Source organism: Flavobacterium sp. ASW18X (assembly GCF_005144745.1).
Taxonomy (GTDB): Bacteria; Bacteroidota; Bacteroidia; order Flavobacteriales; family Flavobacteriaceae; genus Croceivirga.
Genome location: NZ_SWKK01000025.1, coordinates 19,255 through 33,223, shown reverse-complemented (window position 1 = coordinate 33,223; position 13,969 = coordinate 19,255). Strand labels below are relative to the sequence as shown.

General features: G+C 37.0%; 12 protein-coding genes. 5 read left to right on the top strand and 7 right to left on the bottom strand.

The genetic code is table 11. The annotated features are described in order from the left end of the window. Positions 1–70: 70 nt before the first annotated feature. From FBT53_RS14900 to FBT53_RS14885, 4 genes are all read right to left on the bottom strand, one after another. Positions 71–2,848, bottom strand: coding sequence for a bifunctional aconitate hydratase 2/2-methylisocitrate dehydratase (locus tag FBT53_RS14900; RefSeq protein ID WP_136951989.1), 2,778 nt, complete (start codon positions 2,846–2,848; stop codon positions 71–73). Between the two features lie 135 nt (positions 2,849–2,983). Continuing rightward, positions 2,984–3,940 (bottom strand): MoxR family ATPase, encoded by a 957-nt coding sequence (locus FBT53_RS14895; RefSeq protein WP_136951988.1) that lies wholly within the window; start codon positions 3,938–3,940, stop codon positions 2,984–2,986. 4 nt (positions 3,941–3,944) lie between these two features. Continuing rightward, positions 3,945–5,333 carry a peptidylprolyl isomerase gene (locus FBT53_RS14890; protein ID WP_136952012.1) on the bottom strand — a complete coding sequence of 463 codons (1,389 nt, stop codon included), beginning with the start codon at positions 5,331–5,333 and terminating at the stop codon, positions 3,945–3,947. After that, positions 5,323–6,183 carry a peptidyl-prolyl cis-trans isomerase gene (locus FBT53_RS14885; protein ID WP_240729844.1) on the bottom strand — a complete coding sequence of 287 codons (861 nt, stop codon included), beginning with the start codon at positions 6,181–6,183 and terminating at the stop codon, positions 5,323–5,325. Before FBT53_RS14885 ends, FBT53_RS14890 begins: the two co-directional genes overlap by 11 nt. Before the next feature lie 125 nt (positions 6,184–6,308). On the opposite strand from FBT53_RS14885, the gene FBT53_RS14880 reads away from it, so the two are divergent. From FBT53_RS14880 to aqpZ, 4 genes are read left to right on the top strand one after another with little or no spacing between them, the layout of a single operon-like run. After that, the gene (locus FBT53_RS14880) at positions 6,309–6,761 is read left to right on the top strand and encodes an SRPBCC family protein (RefSeq protein WP_136951986.1); all 453 of its coding nucleotides are present in this window, start codon (positions 6,309–6,311) and stop codon (positions 6,759–6,761) included. A gap of 5 nt (positions 6,762–6,766) precedes the next feature. Next, complete coding sequence (locus tag FBT53_RS14875) at positions 6,767–7,030, top strand: hypothetical protein (protein ID WP_136951985.1); 264 nt, start codon at positions 6,767–6,769, stop codon at positions 7,028–7,030. A gap of 5 nt (positions 7,031–7,035) precedes the next feature. Next, complete coding sequence (locus FBT53_RS14870; RefSeq protein ID WP_136951984.1) at positions 7,036–8,163, top strand: serine hydrolase; 1,128 nt, start codon at positions 7,036–7,038, stop codon at positions 8,161–8,163. A 48-nt stretch (positions 8,164–8,211) separates the two neighbouring features. Then, a complete protein-coding gene (gene aqpZ, locus FBT53_RS14865; RefSeq protein ID WP_255578317.1) occupies positions 8,212–8,934 on the top strand; it encodes an aquaporin Z in 723 nt (240 codons plus the stop codon). Here the strand turns inward: aqpZ and rimO are convergent. After that, on the bottom strand, positions 8,921–10,228 hold the full coding sequence (rimO, locus tag FBT53_RS14860; protein ID WP_136951982.1) for a 30S ribosomal protein S12 methylthiotransferase RimO: 1,308 nt from the start codon (positions 10,226–10,228) through the stop codon (positions 8,921–8,923). The genes aqpZ and rimO overlap by 14 nt on opposite strands. A 90-nt stretch (positions 10,229–10,318) precedes the next feature. Between rimO and FBT53_RS14855 the strand changes: the two genes are divergently transcribed. Continuing rightward, positions 10,319–11,446, top strand: coding sequence for a serine hydrolase (locus FBT53_RS14855; protein ID WP_136951981.1), 1,128 nt, complete (start codon positions 10,319–10,321; stop codon positions 11,444–11,446). On the opposite strand, the gene FBT53_RS14850 is transcribed toward FBT53_RS14855, so the two are convergent. Both FBT53_RS14850 and FBT53_RS14845 read right to left on the bottom strand, forming a co-directional pair. Further along, positions 11,443–13,128 carry an amidase family protein gene (locus tag FBT53_RS14850; protein WP_136951980.1) on the bottom strand — a complete coding sequence of 562 codons (1,686 nt, stop codon included), beginning with the start codon at positions 13,126–13,128 and terminating at the stop codon, positions 11,443–11,445. The genes FBT53_RS14855 and FBT53_RS14850 overlap by 4 nt on opposite strands. 67 nt (positions 13,129–13,195) lie before the next feature. Next, positions 13,196–13,969: an SOS response-associated peptidase gene (locus tag FBT53_RS14845; protein ID WP_136951979.1), complete on the bottom strand. Its 774-nt coding sequence runs from the start codon at positions 13,967–13,969 to the stop codon at positions 13,196–13,198.

Below are 13,969 nucleotides of genomic sequence, written 5' to 3'. Positions count from 1 at the left end.
ACCTTATCTCAAAAACTAAAAAAGCCCAAGAAAATCTTGGGCTTTACACTTTATAAACTAAGCAATAGCTTTACATTACCAATTGCTTCTGAGACGGTTTAAATTTAGTTAATACGATACCATCTACAGCTGCCTCGTATTCTTCCATTGTTGGTGTTCTTCCTAAAATACAAGACAATACCACCACTGGTGTAGAAGAAAGTAAGGACTCTCCTTTTTTCTCAGAAGAATCTTTAACAACCCTACCTTGGAACAATCTTGTAGAGGTAGCCATAACGGTGTCTCCAGGTTCTGCCTTTTCTTGGTTACCCATACATAGGTTACAACCTGGGCGCTCCAAATACAACATGTTCTCGTATTTGGTTCTAGCCAAACCTTTTGGTGCATTATCATCAAACTCAAAACCTGAGTAACGTTGTAATACTTCCCAATCGCCTTCTGCTTTTAATTCGTCAACAATATTGTAGGTAGGTGGCGCTACGACTAATGGCGCATTAAATTCTACCTTACCTTGCTGTGCTTCTATATTTTTTAGCATTTGTGCTAAAATCTTCATATCGCCCTTATGCACCATACAAGAACCAACGAACCCAAGGTCTACCTTCTTGGTGCCCCCGTAGAAAGATAACGGTCTAATGGTATCGTGCGTATATCTTTTAGATACATCCTCGTTATTTACATCTGGATCAGCAATCATTGGCTCGGCAATCTCATCCAAATCTATCACCACTTCTGCATAATACTTAGCATTTGCATCTGGCTTAAGAGCTGGTTTAATACCCGTTTTAACCTCTGTAATTCTAGCCTCTGCTTTTTCTACCAGACCTTTAAGTACTTGCTTTTCATTATCCATACCCTTATCTATCATGATTTGGATACGATTTTTAGCAATTTCTAAAGATTCAATCAATGTCTCGTCTTCAGAAATACAAATAGAAGCCTTTGCTTTCATCTCTGCTGTCCAATCTGTGAACGTAAACGCTTGGTCAGAGGTCAATGTACCAATGTGTACTTCTATAACTCTACCTTGAAATACGTTTTCTCCATCAAACTGCTTCAACATTTGTTGTTGCGTAGCATGTACTACATCGCGGAAGTCCATGTAACTGCGCATGTTTCCTTTGAAGGTAACTTTAACGGAGTCCGGAATTGGCATCGTAGCTTCTCCTGTAGCCAAAGCCAAAGCCACTGTACCAGAGTCTGCACCAAAAGCAACTCCTTTAGACATACGCGTATGCGAATCACCACCTATAATAATATCCCAATCACTCACCGTAATATCATTCAATACCTTATGGATAACATCTGTCATGGCATGGTATTTCCCTTTTGGGTCACGACCTGTAATTAAACCAAAGTCGTTCATGAACTTCATTAACCTAGGAATATTTGCTTTGGATTTATCGTCCCATACAGAAGCTGTATGGCAACCCGATTGGTATCCCGCATCAACGATTGGACTAATTACTTTAGCCGCCATCATTTCTAACTCTTGTGAGGTCATTAACCCTGTAGTATCCTGAGAACCTACAATGTTAACCTCTACTCTTACGTTAGAACCTGTATGCAATGTTTTACCTGGCGTGTTCCCTACCGCATTCTTATTAAAAATCTTCTCTACCGCGGTTAAACCTTGACCTTCAATAGAAATTTCTTTAGAAGGTGCATATACTTGGGGTATGTCTATACCCAAAATAGAGCAAGCTATTGTTTGAAGTTTTTTACCAAATACTACAGCATACGAACCACCAGCTTTTATAAACTCCATTTTCTGCGGTGTTAAGGCCGTAGAAATATCTTTTAACTCTGTATCACCATTATACAGTTTTTTAGTCTTTGTATTGATGGTAAGTACCGTTCCGGTTTTTACTGAGTACTCTTCTTTTAAAATTGGTTCCCCGTCTTCATCTACAATGGTGTTACCATTTTCATCTTTCTGCTTTACCCAGTTCTTAAGGTCAATACCTATACCACCGGTTACACCAACAGTTGTTAAAAATATAGGCGCGATACCATTGGTACCTGCGATAACAGGTGCAATATTTATAAATGGAACGTATGGACTAGAAGGTATTCCTGTCCACAATGCCACATTATTTACACCAGACATTCTAGAAGAACCCACACCCATGGTTCCTTTTTCCGCAATCAACATCACTCTTTTGTCTGGATGCTGTTCTTTTAGCTTCAACACTTCTTTTTGCATGTCTTTATTATGCTCAAAAATACATTGACCATGCAATTCTCTATCTGATCTAGAGTGGGCATCAGCACCTGGAGATAGTAAATCTGTAGAAATATCTCCCACTCCAGCAATATACGTTACCACTTGTATTTCTTCTTCTACTTCTGGTAATTTGGTGAAAAACTCTGCCTGAGCATAGCTTTCTAATAATTCTTTAGCAATGGTATTTCCTGCTTTATACGCCTCTTCTAAACGTTCTGTATCCGCCTCGTATAAAAATACCTGTGTTTTTAAAACTTTTGCGGCAGCATTGGCTATTGCCATGTCATTACCCAATGCCAAGTCTAGTAGCACTTGAATAGAAGGACCTCCCTTCATATGACTTAGCTGCTCAAAGGCAAATTCCGGAGTTATTTCAGCAACCTTCGTTTCTCCTAAAATAATCTCCTTTAAAAAAGCCGCTTTAACACCTGCTGCACTTGTGGTACCCGGCAAGGTGTTATAAATAAAAAACTTGAGCGAATCTTCTCTGTGTTCATTGTTCAAATCTTTGATTTGATCAATAATTGCACTCAGTAATTCACCATCGTCTATTGGTTTTGGGTGAAGTCCCTGAGCTTTTCTCTCTTCAATCTCTTTAAGATAATCCTGATAAATACTCATAGATGTTTAAATAAAGCTTAGGTTTTGCTAGTTTAGTTTTAGTTTTGGTCAATACTATTCAGTAAACACAAAAGTACTAAAACAGGGTGCATACCTTATTGAAGTATTTTGTGATAAATCTAATTTATAACAAATCTAAGCCAATAGTTTACTAATAATGATATCTTCTGATATCCCTTCTGCTTCTGCTTTGTAATTTTTAAGTATTCTGTGTCTAAGGATGCCATGCGCTATGGCTTTAACATCCTCAATGTCCGGAGAGAACTTGCCATTAATTGCAGCGTGTGCTTTGGCTGCCAATACTAAGTTTTGAGAAGCTCTAGGACCTGCACCCCAATCCACATAGTTTTTAACTATGTCAGGTGCACCGTCTAGATTGGCTCTAGTATTGTTCACCAAATTAACTGCGTATTCAATTACATTATCCGCAATCGGAATTTTACGAATAAGTTGTTGAACATCAATTATTGATGCTGCATTAAAAATGGCTTTAGGTATGTAGTTTGTTGTACTTGTTGTTGCTTTCACTACCTGCACCTCTTCTGTAACAGAAGGATATTTTAGTTCTATAGCGAACATAAAACGGTCTAACTGTGCTTCTGGTAACGGGTAGGTACCCTCTTGTTCTATTGGGTTTTGTGTTGCCAGTACAAAGTAAGGCAAATCTAACGGATAACGTTGCCCCGCTACGGTAACCGCCCTTTCTTGCATGGCCTCTAGTAATGCTGCCTGTGTTTTTGGGGGCGTACGGTTAATCTCATCCGCTAATATAATATTACCAAAAACCGGCCCTTTTATAAATTTAAAATTACGGTCCTTGTCTAAGACTTCGCTACCAAGAATATCACTTGGCATTAAGTCTGGTGTAAACTGAATTCGTTTAAAATTGAGTCCTAAAGTTTGTGCAATGGTGTTTACCATTAACGTTTTAGCCAGTCCTGGCACTCCTATTAAAAGGGAATGCCCACCCGTATAGATAGAAATTAATATTTGTTCTACCACATTGGTTTGCCCAATAATGACTTTACCAATTTCTTCTTTAAGTTCCTTATGTTTCTGTACGAGTTGTTTAACTGCTTCTACGTCGGACATTCAATTACTTTTTAAGCCAATTGTTGGCAAAATCACACCCTCTGTTATCTTCATCTACATGAATATAGGTGTCTTCTATTTTTTCTGCCATCCATTTTTTAATAGCCTTGAACTGCTTTTCCCTTAACGCTAATTCTTGGATTTTAATATAATCTTTTGCAAAATCTGCCTTATGTTCATCGAACCTGTTTGTGATTTGCATGATTTTGAATTTTGGAGGCCCTCCCCTTGGATCATCTTCTTTAATTGGATAACTAATTTCCCCATCCTTTAAATTACGTACTTGGTTGTACAAGGCAGGATCCATTTTAGTCAACTCAAATTTAGAATCAAAATTGATTGGATTACGAAGGACGCCCCCATCAAACTTAGTTTCTTTTTCATCAGAAAAATTAGTAGCAGCCTCTGCAAAAGTATATTTACCATCTAGAATATGTTGCCTAATAGAATCTAACTCTTTTGATGCTTCTCTTAAACGTTGGTCAGACACCTCTGGAACCAATAAAATGTGGCGTAAATCTCTTTCTTGCCCTCTTATTTTTTCCATGTAAATAATATGATACCCAAAAATGGTTTTAAAAGGCTCAGAAATTTCACCTTCTTGCAAACTAAAGGCCACATCTTTAAATTCTTTCACAAAAGGAGTTTCCCTTGTCATACTATAAAAACCTCCTTTGGTTTTTGACCCAGGATCTTGTGAATATAAAATAGCTTTCACATTAAAACTAGAGCCATTTTCTTCTACATCTTGCTTAATCTCCTTTAACCTGTTTATTACTTTTTGTTGTTCTTCTTCGCTAGGTTCTGGAGCCTTTACAATTTGAGAAATCTCTAATTCTGCACCAAATACAGGTCGTTCTTCTTCTGGTATAGCATAAAAGAATTGCCTCACTTCTTCTGGCGTTACTTCTATATCTTCTACAATTTTGGCTTGCATTTTTTCAGACAACATGCGTAGCTTATTAATCTCGAACAACTCGTCTTTAAAAGATTTTAAATCCGGTTTGTTGTAGTATTTCAACATCTTTTCTACACTACCTATTTGCTGAGATAATTGTTGTATTTGTCTATCACTAGTAGCATTTACCTGATCATCAGAAACCAATAAACTATCTTGTACTGCTTGGTGTGCATACAGACGGTCTTCCATAAGTTTGCCCATTAACTGGCAATGGGTAATGTCTTCTGTAGAAGCTCCCTGACTTTTTAAATCAATCAAGGTTTTTTGTACATCAGAATCCAAGATTACATAATCCCCTATTACAGCGGCAATACCATCTAATTTTTTATAATTTCTAGTTACTGTAGAATCCGCAGTTGCGCTTTCTTCTTGTGCATAAACACAAGTAATAAGGATAGAAAAGATTCCGGCTAGGATGTTCTTACTTAGCATAAATTTCAAAGTCTTTTGTTTTTACGGCTTCATCAATTAACTCCGTCTCCAATTTCCGCATTAATTCAAGACGTCTTCTATTTAAAATGATTTGCTTAATATTTGGCTCCACGTAGGGCAAAGGCGCTATATCATTTACCTTCAACACATTATTCACCTTTCCCAAATATACCCCTAGAGAGTCTTGCAATTCAAAAAATTGTGATTTTTTTAGGTAATCATCTGGCCTCACAGTATTCAAAACAGGAATCTCTGTAGTTAGTCTCGAGGTACTTATCCAAATAGAATCATTCAAATGAATTTTTTTAAATTGTACAGCAATGGAATCTAAAAACTGTTTATCTTCTGGTTTAAAGCTTTTTAACTTTGTTTTTACCTCTTCCATATTTAAAAACTGCGGTGGCAATACAACAAAGCGTAATTGTACCACACGCTCATTGAGCTTAAAGTTTTCTTTTTGTTCTTGGTAAAAAGCGGACAACTGTTCTTCTGTTATAGTAGTATCAAGAGCTTTCTGAACCAATGCCTCCAAATAAGCTCTGGTATACAAATCCGTTTTGTAATCACTCACCAATCTATCAAATTCAGCTAATTTGTTTTCTGGTAAATTTATTTTGGACTTGTTCATTAACAATTGCTTAGAAGCCCAAGTATTTATATAATTACTCACAAATGCAGCACTATCTTCCTTAGACATGTTTGCTGTGACTAAAGTAGCAATATCTTCTTGGTATAAATAAGCGTCCCCCACTCTGGCTAATGCAGGTTTATCTTCTTGCTTTTTAAATAGTTTACCACAGCTAGTCAGACCAAAGACCAAACACGTGATGCCTAACAATTTTAAGTTCATTTTTCCAAACGGCATTTGGCAAAAATAACAATTCCTTAAAGGGTTGCAATAGCGGCACTACCGATTAACAGATTTTTGAGGTCTATTTTTATTCAATACCTTAGTAGATAACCAAACCACCTTGTATGAAGTATACAACTACTATCGTAATAAATCTTCCCATAAAAGCATTTCTAAAAATACTTTTAGATGAGCAAAACATGAAACATTGGATGCGTGGTCTATTAAGTCATGAACATTTAAGTGGTGAACGCGGCGAAGAGGGTTCCCGCATGAGTATGCGCTTTTTAATGAATAAAAGAGAAGTGGAAATGGTAGAGACTATTTTAAAAAAAGAGCTACCAGACAAATTGTACATGGCATACGATAGTAAAGGCGTTCACAACATACAGAAAAATCATTTTACAGCACAAGGCGATAAAACCTTGTGGAGTTCTGAAAGTGAGTTTATTTTTGAGTCTTTTTTGATGAAAACCATGGGTTTTTTACTTCCCGGAATGTTTAAAAAGCAATCCAAACAGTACGCAGAAGATTTTAAAAAATTTGCAGAAGAAGGTATTTCTGTTTTAGATATGTAAGAGCGATGGAGAAAAATTTATTAGACCGTAAACTAAAATTAATTTGGGATTTTAAAGGTCCGGCAGCAGCAAAAACCGCAGAACACTATGAAATTCACTTAAAAGAATATGTTTCTAGTGAAGAATTAAAGTATGATATTACTGGAATTACGCATATAAGTGACAGTCATAGTCTTGTTTTTTTAGTGGTAGCAGAGTTTGAAATGCCGCAGGTTAGAGACGACCTTAAACCGCACCGGGGACAAGTATATACCGAACCTAATCCCTAATTTGCATGAAGTATTTGGTATCGTGCTTGTTGCTTTTTTTTAGTATTTCTTGCAAGAAAGAACAAACTACCGAAAACTTTTTGGCGGTTGCATTAACATCCAAAGACCCTAGAATTAAAAATGTTGTTGATAGTATTGCTAAATATAAAGTACAACTACAATACGTAAAAATCAACCGAATTGGAGATAGTATCCAGTTTAAAACTTTTAATTTTCAGGTAGATAGTTCGGTCTATTTTTATCCTGCCAGTACCGTCAAGCTCCCAACAGCAGTTGCTGCTCTTGAAAAATTAAATGCCATAGACACCCTAACGTTAGACACTAAATTTTATGTGGAAGGAGATACCACGGTCACTACTTTTAGCTCATGTATCCGTGACATCTTTGCAGTAAGTGATAATGCGGCCAATAACAGACTGGTAGAATTTTTAGGCTTTGACGATTTAAACCATAGACTCAAACGTACCGGTATTGGCCCTGTACGGATTAGTCATCGGCTTTCTACAGACCAGGCAGACCAGTTACATTCGCAACCTTTACTCATTTACCAGAACGATTCTACCGTAAGCCCAACCCCTAAATTGTTGAGCACTGCTCCCACACCGTTATCCTTAAAAGAAATAGAAAAAGGAATAGGCTATGTAGAGGATAATGAAATTATAATGGAACCGTTTGATTTTAGTTTAAAAAATCATTTCCCCATTCAAAGTCAAACAGCCCTCTTAAAACGAATATTTTTCCCAGAAGTCTTCCCTAAAAAAGAGCGATTTAACCTCACTACAAACCAGCTAAATTTTTTGAGAGAGGCTATGGCAGTGTTACCGCATCAGCAAGGGTATGACCGTTCTATGTACTATGATAGTTATGTAAAATTCTTTATGTACGGTGACCAAAAAGAAGCAATACCAAAGCATATTAAAATTTACAATAAAGTAGGGTATGCCTACGGCACTTTAACTGACACAGCCTATATAGTAGATAGTAAAAACGATATAGAATTTATATTATCTGGAACTATTTTGGTAAACCAAGATGGTATTTTTAATAACGATAATTATGAATATGACTCCATTGGCATTCCGTTTCTAGCACAATTAGGCAGAGTAATTTACGCTCAATATTTACCTGAGTAATAATTTATATGTGACTTATTTCTTACAAGTGTTTCTAAAGATTTAAACATCAATAATTTAGAAACAATGAAAAAATATGTTGCAGAATTCATCGGTACATTTTGGTTAGTATTCGGTGGCTGTGGTAGTGCAATTTTTGCAGCTGCATTTCCTGAACTGGGTATTGGTTTTGCAGGGGTTGCTCTTGCATTTGGTTTAACAGTATTAACTATGGCGTATGCCATTGGCGCTGTATCTGGTTGCCATCTTAACCCTGCCGTAACCATTGGTTTAAGGATAGCGGGTAGAATGCCATCTAAAGATGTAATCCCTTATATAATAGCTCAAATTATAGGAGGTATTGCAGGTGCTGCTATTATTTACCTTATTGCCACAGGAAAGCCTGGCTTTGAGGTTGGTGGTTTTGCAGCAAACGGTTATGATGAGCACTCACCAGGAGGTTATAATATTATATCTGCGTTTGTAGCGGAGCTAGTACTTACGTTTGTATTTTTACTGGTAATTTTAGGTAGTACCGACGAGAAATCTAACGGTAAATTTGCCGGCCTTGCTATCGGCCTTGCGTTAACATTAATTCACCTAATAAGCATCCCAATTACCAACACATCTGTTAACCCAGCAAGGAGTTTGAGCCAGGCCGTATTTGCAGAAGGAGTATGGGCCTTAGAACAACTATGGTTATTTTGGGTAGCACCAATTCTTGGCGCTGTTTTAGCAGCCTTAGTATACAGTTTTATATATAGCAAAAAAGAAACAACTATTGTTTCTTAGGCATACCGTATAGGTCAAAGTCCGAAGCCTCTGTAATAGTAATATTGGTAAAATCGCCGATTTTTACATAATGCTCACGAGCATCTATTAAAACCTCATTGTCTACGTCTGGGGAATCAAACTCGGTTCTCCCAACAAAATAGTTCCCCTCTTTACGGTCAATGATGCATCGGTAGGTTTTACCAATTTTCTCTTGATTCAACTCCCAAGAAATTTGCGATTGAATCTCCATGATTTCATTTGCACGCTCCTGCTTCACTTCTTCTGGCACGTTATCTTCTAACTTATAAGCATGCGTATTTTCTTCATGGCTATAGGTAAAACACCCTAGACGCTCAAAACGCATTTCTTTTACCCATTCTCTTAAAGTCTCAAAATCTTCTTGTGTTTCACCAGGATAACCCACTATTAATGTAGTACGTATGGCCATTTCTGGCACGGCAGCCCTAAAATCCTCTAATAATTTAGTGGTCTTTGCCTTGGTTGTACCTCTACGCATACTTTTTAGAATAGGGTCTGCAATATGCTGTAATGGTATATCTATATAATTACAGACTTTCGGTTCTCGCTTCATCACCTCAAGTACATCCATAGGAAAACCAGTAGGAAAAGCATAATGTAAACGAATCCATGCAATTCCTTCTACTTTTACTAAGGCTTCTAACAATTCTGCCAGATTTCTTTTTTTGTATAAATCTAGACCATAGTACGTTAAATCTTGCGCTATTAATATAAGCTCTTTAACTCCTTTTGCCGCAAGTTTTTCTGCTTCTTGCACTAAATCTTCTATCGGTGTGCTTTTATGCTTACCCCGCATTAATGGAATAGCGCAAAAAGAGCAAGGTCTATCACAACCTTCTGCAATTTTTAAATAGGCATAGTTTTTAGGCGTAGTAGTTAATCTTTCCCCTATAAGTTCATGTTTATAGTCTGCCCCAAGTGCTTTTAGTAACACTGGCAAATCACTCGTGCCAAAATATTGGTCTACATCAGGTATTTCTTGCTCCAAGTCTGGCTTATACCGTTCACTTAAACAGCCCGTAACAAAAACTTTATCTACGGTACCTTCTTCTTTTTTCTGTACGTACTCCAATATTGTATTTACACTTTCTTCTTTAGCTTTACCAATAAACCCGCATGTATTAATTACAACAACGTTGCCCTCTTCTTCATGGGCAACCTCTTTGTTATTGGCTTTTAATTGCCCCATCAAAACCTCTGAATCGTAGACATTCTTACTACAACCTAAGGTTACTACATTTATCTTGTTCTTTTTTAGGGATTTCGTACGCATAGTTTCTATAAATGGAGGGCAAAAATACAACAGAAGGTGGCAACTGGTCTATTTTACAACAGATTTCTTTGTTTTACTCGTTAAACTAATATGAAACATCTTCCTTTTACGACTAAATTGAATGTTCTTTTCATTTCTCTAGTTGCTTTACAGCTTACATCTTGTGACAAAGACACCTCTGATACCACACAACAGGAAATAGTTGATGAAACCGAAATAATGGAGAACATCTATTTTCCACCTGTTCATAGTTCTGAATGGGAAACCTTGAGTTCTTCTGAATTAGACTGGGATATAAGTAAAGAAACTGAACTAAAAAACTATTTAGAAAACCAAAATACAAAAGCCTTTATCATCTTAAAAAAAGGAAGAATCGCAAAGGAATGGTATTTTAACGGCTTTGACGCTTATAAGACTTGGTATTGGGCTTCTGCTGGCAAAACTTTAACTGCTTTTACTATGGGGCAGGCGTTAGCGCAAGAGTTAGTTAACTTAAACGATGCCACCAGTAACTATTTGGGTAATGGGTGGACCTCCTTGACCCCAGAACAAGAATTAAAAATTACCATAAAACATCAATTAAGCATGACTACAGGTTTGAATGAAACTGAGTTTACATGCGTAACACCTACCTGCTTAACTTTTACTGCTGAGGCTGGCAATCGTTGGGCTTACCATAATGGTCCTTACACCCTTTTACAAGAAGTACTAACAAAAGCCACAGAAACTGACTATAATGAATTCTTTACATCTCAATTAAAAGATAAAATTGGGATGGACGGCTTTTGGCTATCTACAGAAGAGGCAAACAACGTGTATTTTAGTACCGCTAGAAGCATGGCTCGTTTTGGGTTGTTAATAATGAATAAAGGTATTTGGAGTGATGAAAATCTATTAAGAAATGAATCCTATTTTAATGCAATGACCACAACCTCACAGCCATGGAATGCCGCCTATGGATATTTATGGTGGCTTAATGGCAAAGAAAACTACATGCTACCCGGCAGCAATACTCTTTATGAAGGTCAATTAATACCCACCGCACCTAAAGATTTAATAGCTGCGCTAGGCAAAAATGATCAAAAAATATATGTTATACCCAGTCACAATCTAGTAATAGTACGCTTAGGAGAAGCGGCAAATGCCGAAAACTTTGCGCTTTCGACATTTGATGTTGACCTTTGGTATTTACTTTCTGAGTATATGAAAATAAATTAATTACTGTATAGCTCAGGTATTTTGCGAGCCTGCATTACCTGTTCAAAATTCTTGGCTATGGATAGTAAGGAAACCTCTGTCAATGGTTTACCTATTAAGGTTAAACCAATGGGCTCACCTGTAGTTTTATACCCCATAGGAATAGTGATAGCAGGATATTTAGCCACTGCTGCATAGCCCGCATGATAATTGTTGATAGACAAAATAGCGTCTAGATCTTGGTTATCTAAAGCTTCATCAAAAAAGCGCCTACCTTCTTTTTCCAAATTCAATTTTATAGTTTGCAACTCTTCTATGGTTGTACTATCTGTTAAAATACCCTCTAATCTGGCTTGTCCATAAGGCATACGCAAGGTAGAATGTTGTATGTTGTAGGTTACTACGTCAGCAACAGAGGTCACAGAAACCAAATCCTTTTGCTGTGCATAAGTTTCTAAATATTGTGGCAAATCATGCTTCATATCAATGTTCAGTATACTCAAAAAACCATCTAGTTTTACTTCTGGAGGTGTAATTGGTACTATAGTTGCACCAGCTGATTTTAAGACTTCTACCCTTGTCTTATAAATACTATCTTGTTGCATTAAAGTGGTTATAGCACCTACTCTAATTTGTGCTATGGAACTCATGGGTGTTTCCAATAATTGCGCAGCAGAAAATAGATCTTTTATAGCATGTTGGTCCGCTTCATCAAATCCAAGCATAGCCGCCAAAAGAATCGCATTATCTGTAACATTCCTAGTCATTGGCCCTGGGGTATCTAAGGTACTAGAAATAGGAACGATTCCTGTTCTACTTAGCACTCCAATGGTTGGTTTTAACCCTACCACAGAATTTTGACTAGAGGGAGACAAAATAGACCCAGAGGTTTCTGTACCCACAGCTGCAACGGCATAGCCTGCGGCGATTGCAGTGCCACTACCGGAGCTAGAACCTCCAGTTTCAAACAACCTTCTACCGTATGGATTTAAAGTCTGTCCGCCGACAGCACTATACCCAACAGGGCAACCATCGCAAAAGAAATACGCCCATTCACTTAAGTTTACCTTACCTAAGATAAGAGCTCCTTTTTCTTTTAATCGTTCTACTATAAAAGCATCTGCTGTAGTATTATCTTTTAAAGCTATTGCCCCAGCAGTGGTCGGTAACCCTTTAAATCCAATATTATCTTTTAACAGAATAGGCATGCCGTAAATAGGGTGTTCGCCATCTGCATTTGATTTTAATTGTCTAGCTTGCTCCAGAGCAGATGCATTCAAAGCAATTATGGTATTAAGGGTTGTACCGTTATCTAACTCATATTTATAAATACGGTGCAAGTAAAAAAGCACCAATTCTTCATAAGTAAACTTTCCCTGCTTTATAGAGGATTGAATACTTGGAATATCTTGTTCTAAAATATATGGTTCTAAAGCCAAATAACGCTCATTAGAAAACGCTTTTGCTTCTTGATAAAGCGGTCGAAAAACATCATTTTTATCTAAAACTTTAGATTGGATTAGTTTATATCGCATCCGTGGGTTATCATGATTTGCATTAGCTGCAACTTCTAAAGAGTCATTATAAGGTTCCCAAAGAATTGTGTTTTCCGCATTTTCTTTGTTGCTATCTTGTTTACAGGAAAGTAAAAAACAGCTAAAAATTACAGTCATTAATAAACTGCCGAAAGTAGAATATTTCATTTTCTTGTTGGATAAATTAGTCCTTTACAAGATACAGTATTCGCACTAAAAAGAGATGAACCATAAGCTACAAAAACGCAAGTGCTAGTTCTGGATAGTCTACAGCGTCAGATATCGTAGGAATATTACCTACATAGCCTTTTCCTCGTAATTTAGCTACCGAATGATAAACCAATTCATCTTCGGGAATAGGGTCTAACAATGTGGCTATTTTACCTTCCATTAAGCGCTCATCTTCATCTTTTAACCACGCTTCTGCTTTTTTTTCTGATAGAATCAATGGCATTCTTGGTCCACTAACTTTAGGGTTGTTATGTATCCGTTGTAACAATGAGTTACCCTTTGTAGTAACTATAGCAAAACTGGTGCTCTCTTCAAAAGTATTTGGATTTCGCCAAACATCATACACCCCAGCAAAACACATTGCTTGTTTATTTTTAAGACTGATGTAAAAAGGATAAGCGTGTTTGTTTAGATGATGATGTTCATAAAAACCATCAACATAAACCAAACATCTTTGCCGTAACGCAGGCACTCTAAAAGAAGCTTTTTCTAGCAGTGTTTCACCACGAGCGTTTATGGTTTTGTTCCATAACTGATTTTTTTGTTCTATAGAAGTAACCCAATGAGGTATTAAGCCCCATGTAGCAATTACAGGAAGATATGGTGTTTCTGTAGGGTATATAAATAGTTTTGGATGTTGAAAACCTGATGCATGGTACAACGGCAAATCTGTTAATGGAGCAAGCTTTTCTTCAATTTCTTGAATCGCTGTTGAATCTCCGTGACGTTTAGCGCGCTTTAATTGCGTTTTTAATTGCGCTTTAACGTCATAACACAT